At 41.8% G+C, this 22,221-nt stretch carries 16 protein-coding genes, 1 tRNA gene and 1 pseudogene; 12 read left to right on the top strand and 6 right to left on the bottom strand.

Annotated features, from left to right (window positions below; genetic code table 11):
* The first annotated feature begins 21 nt into the window (after positions 1-21).
* Genes purD through F5613_RS12150 form a run of 3 tightly spaced genes read left to right on the top strand, consistent with a single transcriptional unit; the run spans position 22 to position 2,734 of the window.
* Positions 22-1,290 carry a phosphoribosylamine--glycine ligase gene (gene purD, locus F5613_RS12160; RefSeq protein WP_179399945.1) on the top strand — a complete coding sequence of 423 codons (1,269 nt, stop codon included), beginning with the start codon at positions 22-24 and terminating at the stop codon, positions 1,288-1,290.
* Between the two features lie 2 nt (positions 1,291-1,292).
* Positions 1,293-2,300 carry a hypothetical protein gene (locus tag F5613_RS12155; RefSeq protein WP_079684042.1) on the top strand — a complete coding sequence of 336 codons (1,008 nt, stop codon included), beginning with the start codon at positions 1,293-1,295 and terminating at the stop codon, positions 2,298-2,300.
* Positions 2,285-2,734 (top strand): YqaA family protein, encoded by a 450-nt coding sequence (locus tag F5613_RS12150; protein ID WP_079684043.1) that lies wholly within the window; start codon positions 2,285-2,287, stop codon positions 2,732-2,734. Before F5613_RS12155 ends, F5613_RS12150 begins: the two co-directional genes overlap by 16 nt.
* Positions 2,735-2,805: 71 nt before the next feature.
* On the opposite strand, the gene F5613_RS12145 is transcribed toward F5613_RS12150, so the two are convergent.
* On the bottom strand, positions 2,806-3,885 hold the full coding sequence (locus tag F5613_RS12145; RefSeq protein WP_179399944.1) for a mannose-1-phosphate guanylyltransferase: 1,080 nt from the start codon (positions 3,883-3,885) through the stop codon (positions 2,806-2,808).
* Positions 3,886-4,042: 157 nt separating this feature from the next.
* Here F5613_RS12145 and F5613_RS12140 point away from each other — a divergent pair.
* From F5613_RS12140 to F5613_RS12125, 4 genes are all read left to right on the top strand, one after another.
* Positions 4,043-4,129, top strand: a tRNA-Leu gene (locus F5613_RS12140).
* A 96-nt stretch (positions 4,130-4,225) separates the two neighbouring features.
* Positions 4,226-5,431, top strand: coding sequence for a hypothetical protein (locus F5613_RS12135; RefSeq protein ID WP_179399943.1), 1,206 nt, complete (start codon positions 4,226-4,228; stop codon positions 5,429-5,431).
* A gap of 263 nt (positions 5,432-5,694) precedes the next feature.
* Positions 5,695-7,083 (top strand): C10 family peptidase, encoded by a 1,389-nt coding sequence (locus F5613_RS12130; protein WP_068187175.1) that lies wholly within the window; start codon positions 5,695-5,697, stop codon positions 7,081-7,083.
* A gap of 1 nt (position 7,084) precedes the next feature.
* Positions 7,085-7,642, top strand: a complete 558-nt coding sequence (locus F5613_RS12125) for a hypothetical protein (protein ID WP_068187173.1) — start codon at positions 7,085-7,087, stop codon at positions 7,640-7,642.
* Positions 7,643-7,680: 38 nt separating this feature from the next.
* Here the strand turns inward: F5613_RS12125 and F5613_RS12120 are convergent.
* Positions 7,681-8,520 (bottom strand): annotated as a pseudogene (locus F5613_RS12120) (PDDEXK nuclease domain-containing protein); the annotation flags it as partial.
* Between the two features lie 412 nt (positions 8,521-8,932).
* On the opposite strand from F5613_RS12120, the gene F5613_RS12115 reads away from it, so the two are divergent.
* Entirely contained in the window at positions 8,933-9,673 is a 741-nt protein-coding gene (locus F5613_RS12115) for a protein-L-isoaspartate(D-aspartate) O-methyltransferase (protein ID WP_246303403.1), read from the top strand.
* Positions 9,674-9,722: 49 nt separating this feature from the next.
* On the opposite strand, the gene F5613_RS16610 is transcribed toward F5613_RS12115, so the two are convergent.
* Positions 9,723-9,854 carry a hypothetical protein gene (locus F5613_RS16610; protein WP_262497024.1) on the bottom strand — a complete coding sequence of 44 codons (132 nt, stop codon included), beginning with the start codon at positions 9,852-9,854 and terminating at the stop codon, positions 9,723-9,725.
* A 198-nt stretch (positions 9,855-10,052) separates the two neighbouring features.
* Here F5613_RS16610 and F5613_RS12110 point away from each other — a divergent pair, with 198 nt between their 5' ends.
* Together F5613_RS12110 and F5613_RS12105 are read left to right on the top strand one after the other, a co-directional pair.
* Positions 10,053-11,672, top strand: a complete 1,620-nt coding sequence (locus F5613_RS12110) for an RluA family pseudouridine synthase (protein WP_179399942.1) — start codon at positions 10,053-10,055, stop codon at positions 11,670-11,672.
* Positions 11,673-11,905: 233 nt separating this feature from the next.
* Positions 11,906-12,502, top strand: coding sequence for an HU family DNA-binding protein (locus F5613_RS12105; RefSeq protein ID WP_179399941.1), 597 nt, complete (start codon positions 11,906-11,908; stop codon positions 12,500-12,502).
* Positions 12,503-12,701: 199 nt separating this feature from the next.
* On the opposite strand, the gene F5613_RS12100 is transcribed toward F5613_RS12105, so the two are convergent.
* Complete coding sequence (locus F5613_RS12100) at positions 12,702-15,710, bottom strand: FAD-dependent oxidoreductase (RefSeq protein ID WP_179399940.1); 3,009 nt, start codon at positions 15,708-15,710, stop codon at positions 12,702-12,704.
* 176 nt (positions 15,711-15,886) lie between these two features.
* Between F5613_RS12100 and F5613_RS12095 the strand changes: the two genes are divergently transcribed.
* The gene (locus F5613_RS12095) at positions 15,887-18,688 is read left to right on the top strand and encodes a TonB-dependent receptor (protein ID WP_179399939.1); all 2,802 of its coding nucleotides are present in this window, start codon (positions 15,887-15,889) and stop codon (positions 18,686-18,688) included.
* Positions 18,689-18,777: 89 nt separating this feature from the next.
* Positions 18,778-20,004, top strand: coding sequence for an MFS transporter (locus F5613_RS12090; protein WP_179399938.1), 1,227 nt, complete (start codon positions 18,778-18,780; stop codon positions 20,002-20,004).
* A 35-nt stretch (positions 20,005-20,039) separates the two neighbouring features.
* On the opposite strand, the gene F5613_RS12085 is transcribed toward F5613_RS12090, so the two are convergent.
* On the bottom strand, positions 20,040-20,933 hold the full coding sequence (locus F5613_RS12085) for a carbohydrate kinase family protein (protein WP_079684059.1): 894 nt from the start codon (positions 20,931-20,933) through the stop codon (positions 20,040-20,042).
* Positions 20,934-21,025: 92 nt separating this feature from the next.
* Positions 21,026-21,859, bottom strand: a complete 834-nt coding sequence (locus tag F5613_RS12080) for a helix-turn-helix domain-containing protein (protein ID WP_179399937.1) — start codon at positions 21,857-21,859, stop codon at positions 21,026-21,028.
* Positions 21,860-22,221: the final 362 nt, after the last annotated feature.

Genomic DNA, 22,221 nt, shown 5'->3' with positions numbered 1-22,221 from the left:
ACCGAATAAATACATAGACAAATGAATATACTACTCGTTGGCTCAGGAGGTCGTGAACATGCACTGGCCTGGAAAATAAGTCAGAGTCCGAAAGTGGACAAATTATTTATAGCTCCCGGAAATGCCGGAACATCCACTGTGGGCATCAACGTACCGATGTCTGCAACCGATTTTCCTGCAATCAGGGAATTTGTATTGGCCAATCAGGTCACCATGGTGGTGGTTGGTCCGGAAGATCCGTTGGTAAAGGGAATCTACGACTTCTTCAAAAACGATCCACAACTGGTATCCATCCCGGTTATCGGCCCCAGTAAGGAAGGTGCCCAGCTGGAAGGTAGCAAAGACTTTGCCAAAGCCTTCATGATGCGCCATAACATTCCTACCGCAAAATATAAAAGTATTTCTGCCGGCAACCTGGAAGAAGGTTATGCCTTTCTTGAATCGTTGCAGGCTCCTTATGTGTTGAAAGCCGACGGACTTGCAGCCGGAAAAGGTGTGTTGATTATATCCGACCTGGCAACAGCCAAAAACGAACTGAAAGAGATGCTTGACGGAATGTTTGGCGACGCAAGTAAGACCGTGGTGATAGAAGAGTTCCTATCCGGAATTGAGTGTTCTGTATTTGTGCTGAGCGACGGCAATTCATATAAGATCCTTCCCGAAGCAAAAGATTACAAACGCATCGGAGAGGGAGATACGGGCTTGAATACCGGAGGTATGGGAGCTGTTTCTCCGGTACCTTTTGCCGATGAAGTATTCATGAAAAAGGTGGAAGAACGCATTATCATTCCTACTGTACAGGGACTTAAATCCGAAGGTATCGAATACAAAGGCTTCATCTTCATCGGTCTGATTAAAGTGAACGGCGAACCGATGGTTATCGAGTACAACTGCAGAATGGGCGACCCGGAAACCGAGGTTGTGATGTTGCGTATCAAGTCGGACCTGGTAGACCTGCTGGAAGGTGTTGGTCAGGGAAATCTGCAAGACCGTGTGCTTGAGCAAGATCCGCGCTCCGCTGTAACCGTTATGTTGGTATCCGGAGGCTATCCCGGAGACTACGAAAAGGGAAAAGAGATAAGCGGACTCGATAAAACTGCAGGCAGTATTGTATTTCATGCCGGTACAAAAGAAGCAAACGGACAAATAGTAACCAACGGCGGACGTGTAATTGCTGTTAGCTCTTACGGAGAAACAAAAGCTGAAGCTCTGGCACAATCGTTCGATGTGGCCAATAAAATCTCGTTCGATAAAAAATACTTCCGTAGCGATATCGGATTCGATTTATAAATATGAGAAGAGATACGATAAGAAGACGCAATAATATATGCGGACCGGTACTGTTTACAAGCACTTTACTGGCCTGTATTCTTTGTTGGGCTGTAGGTTATTATTTTGCCGTGGGGTTTCCGCTGACTATCAACAGCAGCGACACTCCCCTGTGGAAAGTAGTCTGCCAAAGCCTTACAAGTAAAGAATCTGCCTACCTTATCGGATTTATCCTTACTATTGGCGGAGCGTTTTTATTGCACCGGGCCAATTATGCCCTGGGACTCATCCGCGAGAAAACGCTCCTGCCTTTTCTGTTTTATCTGTTGTATGTAAGCACCAATCTGGGCTTCTTTCCGTTAAAGTCGAACTCATTGGCTGTATTCTGCCTGATTTTGGCTATCTACGAATTATTCACCTCGTATCATAACCCCGAATCAAAGTCAAAAGCTTTCAACATCGCCTTTGTACTCGGTATCGGAAGCCTGTTGTGGATCCAGATACTCTGGTACCTTCCGCTGTTTTGGTGGGGTATGTACCAGTTGCGCTCCATCAGCGGAAAAACAATCCTTTCATCCTTTATTGGTGTGATTTCCGTATATTGGTTTTTATTGGGATGGAGTGTCTGGCAGCAGAATATTACCCCATTTGTAGAACCATTCGGAGAACTGCTGGATATAAAGTTCTCGCTGGTGAAAAATGCCGGATGGATCGAGTGGACCGGAATAGGCTATGCTGCATTGCTCACTGCCATCGCATCCTTTAATATCCTTACCCACGAATACGACGATAATCTCCGTACCAGGCAGTTTCTTTCGTTTTTGATCGCCCTTTCGGTATGGTCGGCTTTCCTTTTCTTTCTGTACGACCACACGTCGGAAGAATTTATGGGAATGGCCTGTGTGCCTTCGGCCATACTCGTCTCTCATTATTTTACGGTTAACAAAGGCAAGGTGGTTAACTGGATCTTTTATGGCTCCATCCTGTTTTATTTTACCCTTATAAGCATCCAGCTATGGCAGAACTTATAGAATGGGGATACATCGGCGTCTTTATCGCCTCGTTTCTTGCAGCAACCGTACTTCCCTTCAGCTCCGAAGTGGTACTTACAGGCGTATTATTTGCGGGAGCCGACTACTGGCAATGTATGGTGGCGGCCACATTGGGAAACTTTCTGGGAGGAATGAGCTGTTACTATCTGGGTATGCTGGGAAAAATGGAATGGATTGAAAAGTACCTTAAACTGGATATAAAAAAGCTTGAAAAGGTACAGAACTGGATAAAAGGGAAAGGTTCCGTTATGGCTTTCTTCGTATTTTTGCCGGGCATCGGCGACTTTATCGCAGTTGCTTTAGGCTTTTTACGGGGTAACGTATGGATTGTTGCCATTTCCATGTTTCTGGGCAAAGCCATCCGTTATTGGGTATGGATGGAATTTGTATATAAAGTACAGGAATTCATATAAAAAACGTGAATCTCCAAAGCTACCCGGGTAACCTCGAAGATTCACGATTCTATTCAATAAAACAATGTTTCTTAGTTGTATTCTTTACCGAACTTCATCTGAGCATCGGCTACAAACTGTTTGATACGCTGTTCGTCTTCTTTTTTGCAAATCAGCAATACATTATCGGCTTCGGCCACAATGTAATCATGCAGTCCCTGTATTACAGCCAATTTACCCGGATCATCCAAAGCCACCACATTTCCAGAGCTTTCGTATAACAGAGCCCGGCTCTTCAATGAAGCATTATTCTGGTCATCTTTACGGGCAATATCAAATAAAGAACCCCAGGTGCCTAAGTCGGCCCAACCGAAATCCACACATAGCATAAACACATTATCGGCTTTCTCCATAATTCCGTAATCGATGGAGATATTGAGACAATAAGCAAAGTTCTCTTTAATGAAATCGACCTCCTCATCGGTGTTGAACTTGTCTTTACCCATATCAAAACGGGTGGCGATATCCGGAAGGTATTTTTCAAAAGCCTCCAGAATGGTATTTACATTCCATAAAAACAACCCCGAGTTCCAATAGAACTCACCACTTTCATAAAAGACCTTGGCAAGATCCAGGTTAGGCTTTTCTGTAAAAGTCTTCACCTTTGTAAAATCGTCGGCCATCACCCCGCTGCTCTGGATATATCCATACCCCGTTTCAGGTCTGCTGGGCTTGATACCCATGGTAACCAGTGCCCGGTTCTGTTTTACAAATTCCAATCCTTTGGAAACATCCTTCAGGAAGAGATCTTCCTTCAGAATTAAATGATCCGATGGAGCCACAACTATGTTGGCATTTGGATTACAGGCACGTATATGGTAAGCTGCGTAGGCAATACAGGGAGCCGTATTTCTGCGGGCAGGTTCAAGCAAAATCTGGCTGACAGACAATTCCGGCAGCTGTTCGTGTATTAGGGTTGCATATTGTTCATTGGTAACAATAAAGATGTTCTCCACTGGGATGATCTTGGCAAACCGATCGAAAGTCATTTGTAACAACGAACGTCCGGTTCCAAAGAAATCCAGAAACTGTTTCGGATAGCTTTCTCTGCTAAATGGCCAGAAACGACTTCCAATCCCGCCACCCATGATGACACAATAATTATCTTTCATGATTTAGGTTGATTTAATGTATTCAAACAGATACAAAGCTAAATAAATAATCTGTGATTTAATCTGCCTTTGAATTATATTTAAAAAAAAGTAATCAAACGTTTGCGCATTTAGAAAAAATCCATACCTTTGCCACGCATTTGAAAACAAATCAAATGCCCAGATGGCGGAATTGGTAGACGCGCTGGTCTCAAACACCAGTGGATTCACTTCCATGCCGGTTCGATCCCGGCTCTGGGTACCATAACCCAAAAAGAAAGCCTGTAAATGAAACATTTACAGGCTTTTCTTTTTTCAACCACCAGGTTTGATTTACAGATAAAAACTCAACTCAGATTCTATGAAAAAGGTCACTTTATTATTGATTTACCTCTTGCTGACAAGCCTATCTTACGGAAATTCAAGACCCCATCCCGATAAGATGTATGTAAAACGCTTAGGCGATACAATTTACATCGGCACAAAGTTCGATGAAAAATCCGATCTGCTAATTTGTTTCAGGAAATGCCTCAACAATAACCTGATGGGCTTCTATCAGGTAGGTATAGCAGCAAATACAACCGACAGCCCACTTACAGATGTAAGCAGAAATCCCGATAAGGTAATCAATCTTGCCTATAGCGACAACATAGGTCCGATCAGTATAGAAGGTAACTTCTGCGGGGCCAATCATTGCTACAAAGAAGATTATACCAAAAAGATCAAAACGGCCACATGCGATTGGTTCACTTTTACAGCAGACGGAAAACCATTGGATAATAATCGGTTGATTGCTTGCAACGAAGTACAAATAAACGTCGTAAATACCATCTACAATCCTCTTTTACCCACGTATGGTGCAGATGGGACGACTGTTATTTCGCTCGATTCGGTTTTATGTCTGGAAAAGGTGGAGTATAGAGTAGCAGGAGGAAGTATCTCTGTAAATACGGAGCACACATATGCTCAGAGGGACCCCGTAAAGGTCACAACTTATTATGGCATGCAGTCCATGGCGAAAGGAGACGAAATATACTTTCCGGGAGGAAGCACGGCCGATTTTGTTAAAAAACAGGCAGGCATCAACAACCCCAAATCCGCCTATCCCGAATTAAGCTCATGGATTCAGCGAGACAGCGCCGGAAGCTGGTATGAAGCCTGTTGGATGAATCCATCTTATGAACTGGGGAAAAGAGCGTTGATAACCGAAGACAACAATATGGCCTTTACCAGTGGCACTAAAGTATACCACCGGTTGATAAACGGTCAGGTAGCAAAAAAAGGCACAATCAATAAGTGGAGCGGTTGTTATACCTGGTTTACTCCTCTCATCGATAATGACCGGCTGTTGTGCTACGAAATGACATATAATGGCGGCAACTACCTTTTCATTCAGACCAAAAAAGCTGTGAGCACCGTGGTTGACTTACCTGCCGGGTACACTAACCACGTCTACTCTGTATGGCACACCGACAAAACACAGTCAGCAACCACACATTCCGGCAAAGCCCCGATAAAACTAGTATCCAAAGGCCCCGGCACAACTATCTTGAAAATAGAGAATTAATCAGTAGCAGATATGAAAACTGCCCTTCTTCTTTGACAGAAGATCAAGCTCTTAATAATTGAATACAAAATTACTCCATCTTTCGTTTCTCATATAACATGGAGTAAATATTCAGAATATGATAGTTTATTACTTCCTTTTTAACAAACAAACACTCTATTAATGATTATTAACCATATCATATGTTTATTATTAATCAACATAGGCAAATAAGTGTATTAATTGTTTATGTTTGCAATTATTAATTTAAAAACCCAACTCAAATGAAAAACCTCCTTTTACTATTAACCATGTTATTCTTAATTTCATGTACTGAGAATGAAGATTTATTTAATAAACAAAATAGAGTTTCTACGTCAGAATATTTCGACAAAAGACTAATAAGCAGAAGTACATCAAACATATCAAAGAATGATGCAGAAAATATTGCAAACATTTTTTTTTCTCCATCTATCACTAAGGCTCAACCATCAAATATTTCTATAAAAGAAGTTATTTGTATTAAGGATAAGGAAGATGAACCTGCTTTTTATATTTTAAACTATTTATCAAACAATGGATTTATAATTGTAAGTGCTACAAAAAACTATCCACCCATTTTAGCATACTCAAGCTCAGATAATATAAGTCTAAAAACAAATACTGCTGCAAGATTAATGATTGATGAGTATATAGGAAATATAGAAAGTATAAACTCAGGAACAATTGATAGTTTGAGAAATAAATATGCTATTGAGTGGTCTATATTTGAAGAAAAAGACCCCATTACAAAATCGGCAACACAATTAGCTCTTTCAGTAAATTACAATAAAGATGAGGAAAAAATAAAATGGCAACAACAAGGCTACGAATGCCATGACATATCTGCTATAAATTATTTTCTTACTCCAGAGGAAGCTCAAAAATTTATTCAAGATATTTGTTCTCATTCAGATCCCAATGTAAATTGTATGGATGCCTCCATTCTTCTTATAAAAAGATCAAATAGCAAATACGGACCTCTAATAAATACAAACTGGAATCAATCAGCACTACCCTTTAATATTGATGCATCAAACGGACATGCAGGTTGTGGCCCGATTGCGGCAGCACAAATTATGAAATTTCATCAATGGCCAAATACTTACAATTGGACTCAAATAGGCCTTAATCCATCTTCAGATAACTCATCAGCACAAAAAATGATTACTGATGTAAGAAATGCTTGCGATGCAAAATATAACGATGAAGGAACATCTACAACAATAAGTAATGTAAGTAGTGCTCTTGATAAAAATTTCAATTATTCAACTAGTATATACAACTACTATGGATTTTCAGAACGATTAAAGACTGCGAGAGAAATCCAAGCAAATAGACCTGTATTTATGAGAGGTACAAATATTTCTTCAAATGAAGGGCATGCTTGGGTGTGTGAAGGTTATGAAGAGAATATAACACTTTATGCCGCTGTTTATATATCAAATGAATTTGGCTTGGGAGAATATGAATATTATTCTGGCGTAAGAAAAACAAATAGTGAATATTTCTACATGAATTGGGGATGGGGAGCTGGTGCAGGGAATGGTTGGTTCTACTCAGATATGGTTTCTCCCAATAGTTACAACTTCAGTAAAGACAGAAAAGTATTAACAATTAACCCACGTAAATAACATGAAAAATTTAATTGCAATTTTAGCACTCTTATTGCTTGTTAGCTGTGATAAAATGAGTGATGGTAATTTTCCACCTCCATTACAAGTTCTTCAGGAAAGTATTTATATTAATAGATCTGGAACAAATATAATAGACAGCGTGGCATTTAGTGACATAGATCCTTTCCCTCATGGAAACGAAAAAAGCATTAGAGTAGTATCTAAAACAGAATATGAACTTATAGTTTATTTCGATGAAAAACAAGTCCCTTCATCAGAATGGCTTATCGAACATATTGTAATTAAAGAAGATAAGGATGGAAAAAGATACATTGTATTCAAAAATTCCTTAGAGTGGGGCTGTGATGTATATCAGAAAAAAGCAGAAAATCACAGTATTACATACGAATTAAAGTGTAAAACAATTTTTGGAGATGACAAGTTCCACCAAATTGTTTATAAGTTTATACGTGAAAACCGTAACATTCACAGAGAGAAACTTTTAATTGACGGTAAAAGTGGAGAAATTGTAAGTCAAAATAATTACGAATCTGTATCCATATTAACTATGCCATAGATCTCATTAGTACTTACGGGGTGTAAATTAAACGGTACAAGGTACATATTCAGTTTGGAGGCATATTCATGGTGGAATTTATCAATCTTTAATTCTACAATGACATGGCATTTTAAGATGCGATGATAGAAAACAAGGTCGGCAAAGAAATAATCTTCGTCTATCAATATACGTTTTTGCCGGGCTTCAAAGCAGAAGCCATGTCCCATTTCTAACAGGAGATGTTGCAGGTTATCGAGAATGGATTGTTCCAAATCGTTTTCTGTCAATAATGCACGTTCATTCAGTTCTAAAAACTCCAAGGTAACAGGGGTGTTGATAACGTCTTTAGGCTGTAATAAGGTCGCTTGCTGTTGTACTAAAGCGGAGAGGGCTTCTTTATTTTTGGATAGTCCGCTACGCTCGTAGTATAAAGAAGCTATTTGTCGTTCCAGCTCCTTTACCGACCAACAGCCACGAATAGTTTCCATTTCATAGAAAGCACGTTTTACCGGATTTTCAATTCCCGACATGGTATTTAAATGGGTAGAAGATAATTTGTTGAATAATCTATCAGCCGGAATCATCCATGTTTAGGTTTGTGGGTGTTCTGTTGATAGTTTCCAAACATCATTTTTAGATTCTTCGGTTGATGACTGCCGAATTGGTTCAGTGAATTCGGCGGTCAATGAATGCCGAATTTGAATTTGAGAGGTAATGTATTGTACAATAGGCTCTTTTAGTTGTGGATAAACAAGATACAATAGCCTAAATTCACGGAATCTACGCTCATTCAATCCTTTAGTTTTCAGTCGTTGTTCCAGTTTCTTCAATAACTGTTCACCGTATGCTGCACGCTCTTCTCCGTTTTGCTCAAACTCTACAATATAACACCCCATAAGCCAGTTACGGGAAGTCAGGGCTAAATTGACAGCGTGGGCAGCTTAATTTACATCCCCTTTGTCGGCTTTCAACAAAAAGTTTGCAAAAAAATCCTTCACATCCTTCACTTTAAGCGTTAATAAATTGATTTATAAGTCTTAACGATTTTAAAAAGTATAAATATCCTTCACTTTTACATCCAATTTTACTAAAACCAGACGATATATTCATCCGATACTATGCAAATGCGGATCGTTATCCATAACCTTATAACAAAAACGAAGATACTTATTTTCAGTAAAATCCTTTCTATTATACTTCTCATAAACTTTTGTCTCTTGAAATGAGGCTAATAAAATCGTAATAGCAACACTATTGAGTCTGTTTTGGACTCATTTGGAGGGCATTTACACTTATTATTTCCTTTAAATGAGCGATATTGCTTTCTCAATTGTTCTAAAGGAAACATACCGGATGAAAACGGACAAGATTCCGGTACCGGGTACTGTTTTTGAGAATAATTTGAAAGAAAGGCTTATGAATAGCTCGTTGGAAGATTTGGAAAGACAGCGTATGGTAAGAGAACAGCTGGAATGCAGGGGGATACGCAGCAGAATGGTTCTGGACGCATTGGCTAAAGTGCCAAGGCATCTGTTTGTTCCTGCGGATATCCGCCATCTGGCCTATACGGATCACGCCTTGCTTACCTATTGCGGACAGACCATCTCGCAACCATTTATTGTTGCAAAGATGACAGAGATGCTTTCCCTCGAACCCAACCACCGAGTACTGGAAATCGGTACTGGCACAGGGTATCAGACGGCTATACTTGCCGCACTGGCCGGCGAGGTTTATACAATGGAACGCATCAAAGAACTTCACGACCTTGCCCGCGAGAACTTAAGTCCGTTTCATTATTCAAACATTCATTATCTGTATGGAAATGGTTACAACGGTTACCCCGATGCCGCTCCATATCATGCCATTATCGTAACAGCCGCCCCGCCTTCCATTCCGCAAAGCCTTATCGACCAGCTTGCTCCGGGTGGACAAATGGTAATTCCTGTTGGCACAGACTTCCAGATTCTGTATCTGGTTACTAAAGATGCCGACGGACTGATTCATGAAATCCCCGTCTTCAGTGTAGTATTCGTTCCTATGGTTAAATAATACATTCAAAATAATAAGGATAAATCCATTTCAATCCTAAACAAATACTTTATTCCTCTTTTTTCCTGTATTCTTTAATGGCAAAGCGGATTAATGAACGAAGAGCCAGATACACTGCTCCAAGTATAATCAAGAAGGTAAACAAAGGGATAAAAATCATAGCAACACTAATATTACCCATGTTTTTCTTTTTTAAGGTTAATAAAATAATACAAAATCCCGGTTCCGTTTACGGGTCAGCTACAAATATACAATAAATTATTTAAGAACCTTCTGATAAAGAATATATTTTACAAATAATGCAGCCGGATGATCTTCCTTTTTTAAATTCGTATCTTTGCCGGACTTTTTTATCATACACAGCATAATGTTCCATGCAATGATACATCTTTTTCCCCGATCGGTTGAAACCTTTCCCTTACCGGAAAAGTTCACCTTCCCGTTCCATTATGAACCGCATCCGCTGTGTATTTCGGCGGCCAACGAGGTACAAGCTTACCTGAAGGAGCAGAAAGCGTGGACCGATGAGCTGCAGCAGGGAAAGATGTTCGGGGTGCTGGTGGTACAGACTACGGAAAATACGTTGGGATACCTGGCGGCCTTTTCGGGCAACCTGGACGGAAAAAGCCGTCACCCGTGGTTTGTTCCTCCCATCTGCGATTTTACAGATCCGGATGGTTTCTTCAGGGTGGAAGAGAGAAATATATCAGCGCTTAACAGCCGTATCGAAAGATTGGAGAATGACCCGAAGTTCCTGCAGCTCAAAACTCAACTTCAAGAAGCCATCGATGAGGCTGGCAACAAACTGGCTGATGCTAAAAAAGAGCTGAAAGCCGGGAAGGAGGCAAGGGATAAACGTAGAAAAGAGGGGTTGGATGAATGGAAAAACCATCAATTAATCCGCGAAAGTCAGTTTGCCAAAGCCGAATTTAAACGGTTAGAGCGTTTTTGGCAAGAAAAGATTGCGCTTCTGCAGCAGGAAGTGGGTTTGTTTGTTCAGGAGATCGAATCTCTATGTTCGGAAAGGAAGACGCGTTCGGCAGCGCTGCAACAGCAATTATTTGATTGTTTTGTATTGATGAATGCCTACGGAGAGAGGAGGGCCTTGCGAACCGTATTTGAAGATGCTACCGGAAAGATACCTCCTGCCGGAGCAGGCGAATGTGCCGCACCAAAATTGTTGCAGTTTGCTTATATACATTCGTTGAAACCGATTGCCATGGCCGAATTCTGGTGGGGTGACTCGCCAAAGACGGAGATTCGCCGCCATGGGAATTATTATCCTGCCTGCAGCGGCAAATGCGGACCTATTCTTAATTTCATGTTGCAGGGGCTCACGGTGGAAGAGAATCCGCTGACGTGCGACAAGCACCGCCATTCATCGCCCGAGGTTGTGTATGAAGATGCCTGGATGGTAGCGGTAAACAAACCGGCCGGCATGTTGTCCGTTCCCGGAAAGCAAGCCGTTTATTCGGTGTACGACTGGATGAAAAGCAGCTACCCCGATGCCGATGGTCCGCTTATCGTTCACCGGTTGGATATGGCTACATCGGGACTCCTGTTGCTGGCTAAATCCAAAGCGATTCACAAACAACTCCAAGCCATGTTCAAAAACCGCAAGATGGAGAAGCGTTACATCGCCATCGTGGATGGAGATTTGGTTTGTACACAGGGAACGATAGAGCTTCCCCTTTGTCTGGATCCGGACGACCGGCCCCGGCAAACCGTTAATTACCAGCATGGCAAACCGGCCATTACCCGATACGAGGTTGTTCAGCATGAAACACATGGTACCCGGGTGGCTTTTCATCCCCAGACGGGCCGTACTCACCAGTTACGTGTTCATGCGGCGCACCCTTCCGGGTTGAATGCTCCCATTGTGGGCGATTCCCTTTATGGGAAAGGGGGCGGCCGACTCTATCTTCATGCCGAGAGTCTTTCATTCAGGCATCCGGTAACCGGACAAGAGCTCTGTCTGCAAGCGAAAGCACCCTTTTAACGAATGCTTCTGTTTATTAGCCATTTCTATACGTATAAGTAAGGCAGATACAATAATTAATTGTATCTTTACAAAGCATACTTTTGTTATACTGCGGCTGTAGTATGATCATTCCACAGTTGGTGAATGATAATACCTCAACTGTAGAATGACTGTTTATCAGCTAAAGTATGACCAGCTTATGCAAGTATCAGAAAGAATTGTTCACCTTAAAACCAATAAAAAACAACTGTATGGCCGCAAATTATAAGTTAGTACGTAACCCAGACCCAGCTAATAGCGAAGAACTAAAACCATTACACCCCCGCATCAAATCACTTGGAACGCTTAGCATCGAGCAGTTGGCCGACCGCGCACAAGGCCGAAGCAGCCTGTCGCCTGCCACCATCAAAAGCGCCTTATTGGTTATTTCCGATCTTTTGCAGGAAACGCTGAGAGAAGGTTACAATGTAAATCTGAATAACATTGGCTATTTCAGCGTATCCCTTAAGTCGAGGCCGGTAATGGAGAAAAACGAAATACGGAGTGAATCCGTACACTTCAGTCACGTGAATTTCAGGTGCTCACAAGAATTGAAAGACAAGCTCTCAACCATGGAGGTTACCCGCGCCCAATCCGTAACAGTACCCAATCTGAGTCAGGCAGAAAAGGAGTTGCGGCTAAAAAAGCATTTCGAACAAAAGCTAAATCTCACTACCACAGAGTATATGAATCTTACCTATTGCAGCAGGCAAAAAGCCCTGAAAGAGCTGAAAAGCCTGGTCCAAGAAGATAAAATCACTAAGATAGGATCCAAAAACGCCACCCAGTACCTAAACAAGTCTCTGTGACAAAACAAGACATAAATGGCACACAAACGGCTGTTACATAAGCCATAAGCATTACATAACAGCCGTTTGCCTACATTTTTCAAAGCTGACAGATGACAGATCAAATTGCATCTATCACCCCCATCTGTCATTAAACATCACCCTGTCATACAACAATTTAACCCTAAAAATGATAGATAACAGATCAAATTCGAGAAAATCAGATTTGATCTTGTAAAATCTCATTCGCATAGCGGGCATAATGTCCCTGTAAACCTTCGGCATATTTTTTCAGTATCTTCTCTCCCATTCCATCTTGATCGCCACAACCGTACAATGCCCGGGCAAGATGCAGCTCCTTGAGCGCCCTGTTACGGGTACTAACATCGTCCGATCCCGGAACTACCCGGTTCCGGGCATCTTTTAAGTTGGCTATGTGATGGTACCTGATACCCGGTTTGGAAAGCAATTCGGCCAATACAGCGACTGCCTCTCCGGAGCGGATCGATTCAGTAGCCAAAGCAATAGCCCTAAAGTGAGAGAAATAGTCATCCGGCTCCAGCAATCGGGCCTTTTCCAGAATAACAGGAAGTGATGAGGTCTGTTTCGCTTTTCCCAAGGCGATGATAAGGGCATCGAGGGTGCTCATACTCATACCAAACTGCCCCATACCCGTATAATGCCATCCTTTATCCCATTGCGGGTAAGACTTGATTTTATCTTCCAACAAAGTAACATGACTGCTTTCGCCTAAGATACAAAGTATGCTTGCATATTTCACCTTAGCCTCGGCATCGGAGCATAGTGAAAGCTGTTTGTTTACCAATGGGATACATCGTTTGGTGTCGGTAAGCAGCTTTTCCAATCCTTTAAAATCATCGGGAATACTTTGTGCTGCAAGCTCCATCTCCTTATTGGAAAAACCTTTGAACTCCTTGTCGGTTAATACCCTTTGGGGTAAATTACCTATACCGACCAGATGACGTTGCACTTTCTTGAAGTCGACTTTCCGGACCGTCTTATTCTCTTTTGCGGCCAATGCGGCCAGATAACCTACGGCATACCCCTGATTCTGCAGGCACGATTGCATACGGATCACTGGCATGGCATCCCGATGGGCGCTGGCTCCTAATCCGGTAGTAAGAATGCCGTCCAACCCTGACGGAAGCAGACTACGCAACGGAACATCTGCTTCGTAAATGGTATGACGGGCCAAAGGCGGACTTAAAATAAAAAAGGGGTCAACAATCATCCCATGGGTATCGAAGGAACTTTTATGATACGAAATGGTATCCGGATAACGACGATGATTAAGTACATCGTAAACAGATACGATATGGTCGCCAATAACACGTCGGCGCTCTCTGGTTTGAGGAAGTTTTACAATATCGTATGCTCCCTCGTTCTTAACCTTGGCCTGTACAAACATACGAGTTACGTCAAGCATATCCGAATCATCGATAAAAGCCCAGTCGTTGTTATTGTAATAGTCGGTCGGAGATATATGAGACAATCCCGCACCCTGTACGGCAATACTTCTTTTTCCGGTATATTCGAATGGAGCCCCTGCAGCAATGGCAATATCAGCACTACCTGTACTGTCGATAACCGTACGGCACAAGATAACACCTCTGCCCCAAGGGGTAGCTACCACCACTCCGGTAATCACATTATTCTTTATCACTGCGCCACATCCAATGGCGCCGAACCAGATTTCGCCTCCGGCACGGCGTATTTCCCGGCGATACCACTCCTGCTTCCAATCGGAGTTGTAATCGTTTTTCCAGTTCTTTTGCTGACGGGGATGATCTTCTGGCGCCATATTCTTTACCCCCAAATCTATTTCGGAAGAGAACCCATCCCGGTATCCATCCCAATAGCGGCCTATCAATCCGAGCGTTCCCATACCTCCTAATCCGTGCAGTTGTTCAATAACCAATGTTCTGGCACCCTGACGGGACGCAGCTATACCGGCAGGAGCACCCACAGTTCCTCCGCCTAAGATAACAACGTCGTAAGTACCCAATACAGGCAATGCCCCCCTTTCCGATTGAGCAAATCCAAAACGCATGGAAGGCCGAAGCGGATTAAGCAATTCGCCCACCAGACCATAATCCGATGCCATGGCATTACTTTGTACCGTGTGCAGTTCTGATGGCATTGAAGTATCTGCTAACCGGGCCGCAACCAATTCACCCATAATATCTCCCAGAAGCAATGCGTTAACCGGTCGCATCAGTACCTCGGCAATCTTACGATCGGCATCCAGCGAAGGTCCCAGAATCCAGATATTTTTCTTGTTTTGAGGGGTAAAGGCTTGCAGCGGAATATCCCGTACAGATGTAAATGTATTAGTATAGGATTGCTGACCAATAATTTTCTGTTGCGGCACATACCACAGCAGATCGGAACTATCTCCCTGATCTGCGTCCCAGGTGATATCCCGGATCTTCTGCTCAACCTCCATAAGTGATGCATAAGTGTCACTTTTCAGTTCATGTTCAAACGCATAGTTTACAACCGGGAACTCCTTCCCCTTGGCTTTCATCTTATATGGTAAAAGTTCGGCCGACAGAAGTTCGGGAGCTTTTTTGATCGAGTTACCCACAACAGTAAATTCAAAACGTTGTTTGCCCGTAACAAACGGAGAGAATTGCAGTCCGAACATACGTGCAGCTACAGCCGTTAAAGTTGCATCGATCACTCCTTTGCAGGCAACCGCCTGCCGTCCGGATCGATTGGCAAAGACCACACCGGCTGCTGCATGGTTGTTATCCTGAAGCACATTGGTTAAGAAGCAATTATATAGAAAGACAACATCATTGTCTATCAGTTCATTTTCAAGGATTTGCTTAACATGCAACGGCGTTGGCTCCTTCTTTTGCACAAAGATTTTTTGAGAAAGAGCCGTCACCGGTTTTTCGTCCTTCTTAAGATGGTATTGAAACGAACCGCAAATATCGTCACCCAGATACGAAAGCGGGGTAAAAAGGAAAACCTTTCTTCCCGCTTTGGATGCTGCAGTCGCCGCAGCTACTGCAGCCGAGCTTCCACCAACCACAACCAGATCGACCTCGGCTATAACAGGTATTTTCTTTTCTGATTCATAACAATAAGCCGGATCGGGCACAATAGTCTTCACTGCTGCCTTTGCTTCCGGCATATCTCCCAACGTAGCCAAAGCCCCGCCAGCTGCCGCTACCTTAATAAAATCTCTTCGTGTTATCATAATAGGATGAACAAATTTAAGGTTAAAAGCAAGTCTTGCTGAAAGATCAGCTTAACTCGAACCGTAAAAATAAGAATAAAAACACGAAATACTTTCCTTCCGATTAAACCTTTTCGTTTTGTTTCTATCTTAGTTTAAAGATAATTGATTATTCACAGGTTTTAATTCTACTTATTTTGAAAAAGTCATTTCTTATTTTGCTTTTGTCTGCTTTCAGTTCAGTGTCTTTTGCCCAATCTTCGGGTACAATTTCCGGACAAGTTGTAGATGAATTCAACAAGCCCATAGAACACGCTACAGTTGTTGTGTTAAATCTTCCTGATAGTTCGATGGCAAAAGGTGCCGTTACTTCTTCCAATGGAAACTTCAGCATCAATCAGATAAAAAATGGTAATTACGTAGTCAAATCATCCTATATCGGATATGTTGCAAACACAAAAAACATCCGTATAACATCTCAAAATAACAAACATACGTTGGGGGTTATAAAACTGTCGACCGACAATGTTTTACTGGATGGTGTAACTGTGGTAGGAAAGGCTGCCGAAATGGTGATCAGGAATGATACGGTAGAATATAATCCGGAGGCTTTCAAAACACAAGAGAATGCCGTGGTTGAAGATTTATTAAAAAAATTGCCGGGTGTTGAAGTAGCAAGCGATGGAAAGATAACCGCCGGAGGAAAACAGGTAAAGAAAATCCTAGTAGACGGTAAAGAGTTTTTTGCTGATGATCCAACCATGGCTACCAAAAATCTCACGGCAGACATGATTGATAAACTTCAGGTTGTGGAACGTAAATCGGAGATGGAACGGCTTACAGGAATAAGCGATGGTGAAGAGGAAACGATTATCAATCTGCAGATTAAACCCGAACGGAAAAAGGGATGGTTGGGTAACTTCGGTGCCGGTGTTGGAAATAAAGAACGATACGAAGGAAACGGTATGTTCAACCGGTTTGTAGGTAATAACGTCTATTCGGTTATCGGCAATGTGGGCAATACCAATTCCGGACGAGGTGGAAACCGTAGTTACGGTGGAGGAAATGGAAATACCGAAGCCGGATCTCTCAATTTCTCTGTAGGTACAGAAACCAGTCCCAAGCTTAAGATTGAGGGAAGCGGACAGTATTCGTTCCGGAATACAGACGCCGAATCCAAAAGTTACACCGAAACATTTCTGAGTAATTCATCTCAGTTCTCCGACAGAAATTCATTCAACCTTTCTGAAACAGACGATTTCAATACAGAGTTTCGTCTGGAATGGAAACCCGACGAATATAATACATTCCGCTTCAAGCCCAGAGCAGGCTATTCCAAATCGAACTCCTTTTCGCAAAGCGATAACAACACCTATACGGAAGCAGGAAATCCGGAAGATTTCCTGAATAAAAGTAATTCTAAGTCGTCTTCAGAATCATCTTCACAAAGTGGAGGAATGGACGTGGACTATAGCCATTCTTTTAAAAACAAGCCCGGCAGAAGGTTTAACCTGAGTGTAAGCGGAACGGTGGGTGAAAATGAATCGGAATCGTTTTCACGCTCTACCGCCATATACACCATCAATCCGGATGCGAATAATACAGACCTTATCCGCAGGGTTGAAAATATCACATCGTCTTATAATTACCGGGTGTATGCCTCGTACGTAGAGCCGGTGTTTACCAACCGGTTTCTGCAGTTATCTTACTCTTATAGGTTTAACAACAGAGAAAGCGATAAAAAAACCTATGCTCGTAAATCGGAAGAGGATCTGATCGGTGAATTGGATGAAAGCATCAGTCTGACCAACAACTTTGAAAACGACAATATCCGTCAGCAGATTCAGGCAAGCTTCCGTACCGTAAGAGATAAATACGAATACCAGCTTGGCGTGAATATCGAACCTCAGAAATCAACCAGCAGGCGTTCATATCTTGTTGAATCGGAAAATAAGGTATTAAGCCGATCGGTTACAAACTGGGCTCCCACTGCAAGGTTTCAGTATAATTTCTCCAGAGAAAAGAATCTGCGTATAAACTACCGGACCAATACCTCTCAACCAGACCTCAGTCAGCTTGACGAAACCATAGATGATTCAAATCCCAGCAACATCCGGTATGGAAATGCCGGACTGAAACCCAGTTTCAGTCAGTCGCTGGAAGTTCGCTTACAGTTGATGGAACGCAAGTCGCAGCGGTCAATCATGGCAAGTCTGGAAGGTAGCACCACAAACAACAGCATTGTTTCGAAAGTAATTTATGCCGAAGATGGCTCTGGTAAAAGAGAGACTACTTACGACAATGTGAACGGGGTTTGGAATACATCGGCTTTTCTGATGACCAACCTTCCTTTTTCAACCAAATTCCGGTTTAATTCATTTACCAGATTCAGCTTTAACAACCACGTGGGTTACACATCCGACCGGTTGGCTACAATCCCGACCAAGAATATAACAAAGAATTCCATATTGAATCAGAATCTGGGTATACGGTTTATTACACCGGTAATCGAACTGGCAACCAACGGCTCTATCGGGTACAACGGTGTTCGAAGTACAGCCAAGACCAGCAGCAACCAGGATGTATTTACCTACCGTGTAAACGGCAATGTTACTTTGTTTCTGCCGCTCAGTATTTCTCTTTCAAGTGATATAGGTTATCAAACCAGTTCTGGATATTCCGCCGGATACAGTCAGAATCAGACAATATGGAATGCCAATATACAGAAATCAGTATTGAAAAATGCCGGAATGATAGCCTTCCGTATCTACGATATCCTCCAACAAAGACAAAACATAAGCCGTTCTGTGTCAGAAACGGCCATCACTGAATCTATCAACAACAGCCTTACAAGCTACTTCCTTGCGTCGTTCACCTACCGATTCAACCTTTTTGGAGGAAAAGGAGGAAACATGCCGGGCGAGAGACCCGAAGGTATGAGAGATGGCATGCGTGAAAGAAGATTCGACAGAGGCGGACAAGGGCATGGCCGGTGGTAATTTTGGGAAATTAAAGGCTGATAGTTGATAATAAAAGAAATAAAAGATGTAGTTTCGCATGTTTTTCGTTTAACGTTTTTAAATTTATCATGGAAAATACTTCAACTAAGGCAGTATACCCCAAGGGGCTTATACGATATGCCGTGCTTTCTTTTTATCTTGCCCAGGGGCTGTGCTTCTCTAGTTGGGCAAGCCGTATTCCGGATATCAAGGATTTATTTGCAATCGACTATGCCTTTTATTGGGGAATGATTTTGTTTCTGATTCCTGTGGGAAAATTTACCGCTATTCCTTTGGCCGGCTATCTGGTTACAAATCTGGGAAGCCGTATTATGGTACAGATAAGCATCCTTGGATATGCACTTTCTCTTTTTGCCATCGGATCAGTATCCAATGTATATCTGCTCGGCCTCTTCTTATTCTGTTTCGGTGTTTGCTGGAACTTATGCGATATTTCACTTAATACACAAGGTATCGGTATTGAGAAACTGTATGGAAGAACAATCATGGCCTCCTTTCATGGAGGATGGAGTCTTGCTGCCTGTTTAGGGGCCTTGATTGGTTTTATCATGATTGTGTGGGAAGTTGCCCCTTTCTGGCATTTTACTATCATCACTGCGATCATTACATGCATTGTTTTGATCAGCCGGAAATATTTACAGGATGACGTGGAAGCAGAAGAAAAAGATACTAAAGAACCGGTGGCCGATAAGATGAGCTTTATACGAAAACCCGAAAAACTGCTTATTCAGTTGGGTATTGTGGGCTTATTTGCATTAATTGTAGAAAGTGCCATGTTCGACTGGAGCGGACTATATTTTGAGTCGGTATTGAAAGTTCCGAAATCCCTCCAAATTGGATTCCTTGTATTTATGGTGATGATGACGGTAGGAAGATTCCTTACCAACTATGCTTATAGTGTGTTGGGAAAACAGCGTGTATTGCAAGTAGCTGGAGCACTTATCTTTGCCGGTTTCATGGTTTCGGCCCTGTTTGGTGGACTATTCGAATCGATGATCGTAACGGTTGTGGTTAATTCGCTTGGATTTATGCTGGTAGGTCTGGGTATTTCGTGCATGGTACCTACCATTTACAGTCTGGTTGGAGCTAAATCAAAAACACCGGTAAGCATTGCTCTTACCATTCTTTCAAGTATCAGTTTTATCGGATCGTTGGTTGCTCCGCTGCTTATCGGGGCTATCTCGCAGGCATTCAACATGAAATATGCCTATATGGTGGTTGGATTATTGGGGCTTTGTATCTTACTGATGACCAGCTTCAGCAAGGCATTCAAGGTTGAAGAATCTACAAAATAATATACTTTTATTGAAAACAAAGAATGCCTGAACTATTAAAGTTCAGGCATTCTTTGTTCTGCTGTTTCAAGGCAGTGTTCGATATCTTCTTTAGTTCCTTTAAACGGTCCCAGACATTCTATCTTAAGCGTCGACATGGCTGCAGCAAAACGTCCTGCTTCTTCAATTCCTGCCCCTTTGGCACGTTTATACAAATAGCCGGTCATATAGGTATCTCCGCATCCGGTAGCATCCACCACCTCTTTGGGTTTATAGGCCGGAATCTTATGGAAAGTGGTACCATCATAAATTACAGACCCCATGCTACCAAGGGTGATCAACACCTCTTTAACACCCCAATCATAAAGTTGTTTTGCGGCCATCGCCACATCATCGTAACCGGTAAGAACCTCCATTTCGTGTTCATTAGCCTTCAGAAAATGAATGTATTGAAGCGCCTCCTTCTTTTCGGTCCAATCCACAGCATACACGTTCTGCTCCCTAACCTCCCTCAGATAACCTTGTGAGTCGACCGAAACTAGTCCTTTTTGAGATAAAAACCGGATAACATCCAGTGAGAAGTCGTCTGCTAACAAGCTACCTAAATGATAAATACGGGCATCTATATCCTCCAGATAATCAACCGTGAAGGGATCAGCTTTAGCTAAAACCCGTTGTGTACGGTTATCCTGATTTTCTCCGTATATATTTTCAAAATAAACCGAATGCTTACTGGGCATTACCTTTACATCGATGCCTTTCGACTGTAAATCATTAGCAACAGCCATTTCCGATTCGGCTATGGCTGTTACCAATGTATAATTAATATCCTTGAGATTTCTTATGGCATGTGAGAAATAAAAAGAGGTACCTCCAGGCATGTGGACGGTATTCTTCGGTGTCACAACTTTATCCAAAGTGATGTGGCCAACGCAACAAAGATCATGCATAGTTACAATTCTTATTTTATTGATTGATGCAAAAGTAAAAATAAATATCCGTTGTCAAATAAGAATTAGATAATAATAATACTACACTACAATCAGGAATTGAAACGATGATTATCCCTAAAGGCCCCCGGAGTAAAACTGGTATGAAGTATAAAATACTTGTTGAAATTTGTCACTTCGTCAAATCCCAGATCAATACTGACCTCTCTTACGGAAGCATCGCTGCTTGCCAACATTCTTTTGGCTTCCAGCACCACCCGTTTGATCAGATATTTTTTGGGAGTTATTTCGATGTCGTTCTTCAATTGCCTTGTCAAAGTCTTCTCACAGACATTTAACATATGCATATAAAACTCTGTGTGCTTCAACGTATGGAAATTCTTTTCAACCGCATTACAGAAACGACGGGTCAGATTATCACTTAGGCTATAACGAACTGCTGGCTGACCTGCTTCGAGGATACGTTCGGCTTCAAATAGCAAGGTACGTAGGTATCCATATACAATCTGTGTCTGAAAATTATCTGCCTCGTTTTTCAACTCTGCTTCAGCAAGAGAAAAGATCTTTTCTACTTTTTCTATGTCCAGCTTCACTTTCTGGTTCGGACTATCCGGATTCAACAGTTCGGCAACTTGTTGAAAATTATCATCAAGTTCCGTTTGCTTAAAAAATGCATCCGAAAACAGTATTTTCTTGCCGTTAAAAGATGCATTAGTGTTCATTCTGTAAACCTGACCTATATAAATAACAAGAAGTTCACCGGCTTTAATTGTAACTTCATTAAAATCTATATCAAAAATAGCTTCACCTTCGGATACCCAAATCAGTTGATAAGAAGTTGCTCTCAATGGTCTTGTGTAAATAAGTGATTTCGCCTTCGCATCTGCCAGGTTTTGAATCTCCAACTCTAAAGGTAGGTTTTTCATAATTTTACTTAGTTAGTTAGCTTTATAATTTATAGTAAACGAAGATACAACAAGTATTCGGTATAAAAAAAAGAAAAGGAGCTTGTACACATGAAAGCAGCTGGTTTGTTATCCTAAGCTATACATTTGTTATCCAGATAGAAATACTATATAACAACAAGGTTTATTTGTATAAATAATTAACACAATTTAATTGTATTTACAATGTAAATAACTATTCGTTTCGTAGATTTGTCTTTAAAGCGTAATACAGCCCACCATGAACAAACTTATTTAGCTTCTCTGTTGCATTGCATTTACAGCCAACGCTCAAAAAAACTCCTTACGTGAACTAATCAACAGGAAACAATTTGAAGAGGTTC

The sequence above is a fragment of the Macellibacteroides fermentans genome, from assembly GCF_013409575.1.
Classification (GTDB): Bacteria; Bacteroidota; Bacteroidia; order Bacteroidales; family Tannerellaceae; genus Macellibacteroides; species Macellibacteroides fermentans.
Note: the sequence above shows the minus strand (reverse complement) of the source record. Positions and strands in the feature narration are given on the sequence as shown.

Excerpts from the sequence above, each read along its gene's own strand:
- purD (WP_179399945.1), top strand. The coding sequence starts at position 22 with ATGAATATACTACTCGTTGGCTCAGGAGGTCGTGAACATGCACTGGCC.
- F5613_RS12155 (WP_079684042.1), top strand. The coding sequence starts at position 1,293 with ATGAGAAGAGATACGATAAGAAGACGCAATAATATATGCGGACCGGTA.
- F5613_RS12150 (WP_079684043.1), top strand. The coding sequence starts at position 2,285 with ATGGCAGAACTTATAGAATGGGGATACATCGGCGTCTTTATCGCCTCG.
- F5613_RS12145 (WP_179399944.1), bottom strand. The coding sequence starts at position 3,885 with ATGAAAGATAATTATTGTGTCATCATGGGTGGCGGGATTGGAAGTCGT.
- F5613_RS12135 (WP_179399943.1), top strand. The coding sequence starts at position 4,226 with ATGAAAAAGGTCACTTTATTATTGATTTACCTCTTGCTGACAAGCCTA.
- F5613_RS12130 (WP_068187175.1), top strand. The coding sequence starts at position 5,695 with ATGAAAAACCTCCTTTTACTATTAACCATGTTATTCTTAATTTCATGT.
- F5613_RS12125 (WP_068187173.1), top strand. The coding sequence starts at position 7,085 with ATGAAAAATTTAATTGCAATTTTAGCACTCTTATTGCTTGTTAGCTGT.
- F5613_RS12115 (WP_246303403.1), top strand. The coding sequence starts at position 8,933 with ATGAGCGATATTGCTTTCTCAATTGTTCTAAAGGAAACATACCGGATG.
- F5613_RS16610 (WP_262497024.1), bottom strand. The coding sequence starts at position 9,854 with ATGGGTAATATTAGTGTTGCTATGATTTTTATCCCTTTGTTTACCTTC.
- F5613_RS12110 (WP_179399942.1), top strand. The coding sequence starts at position 10,053 with ATGATACATCTTTTTCCCCGATCGGTTGAAACCTTTCCCTTACCGGAA.
- F5613_RS12105 (WP_179399941.1), top strand. The coding sequence starts at position 11,906 with ATGGCCGCAAATTATAAGTTAGTACGTAACCCAGACCCAGCTAATAGC.
- F5613_RS12100 (WP_179399940.1), bottom strand. The coding sequence starts at position 15,710 with ATGATAACACGAAGAGATTTTATTAAGGTAGCGGCAGCTGGCGGGGCT.
- F5613_RS12090 (WP_179399938.1), top strand. The coding sequence starts at position 18,778 with ATGGAAAATACTTCAACTAAGGCAGTATACCCCAAGGGGCTTATACGA.
- F5613_RS12085 (WP_079684059.1), bottom strand. The coding sequence starts at position 20,933 with ATGCATGATCTTTGTTGCGTTGGCCACATCACTTTGGATAAAGTTGTG.
- F5613_RS12080 (WP_179399937.1), bottom strand. The coding sequence starts at position 21,859 with ATGAAAAACCTACCTTTAGAGTTGGAGATTCAAAACCTGGCAGATGCG.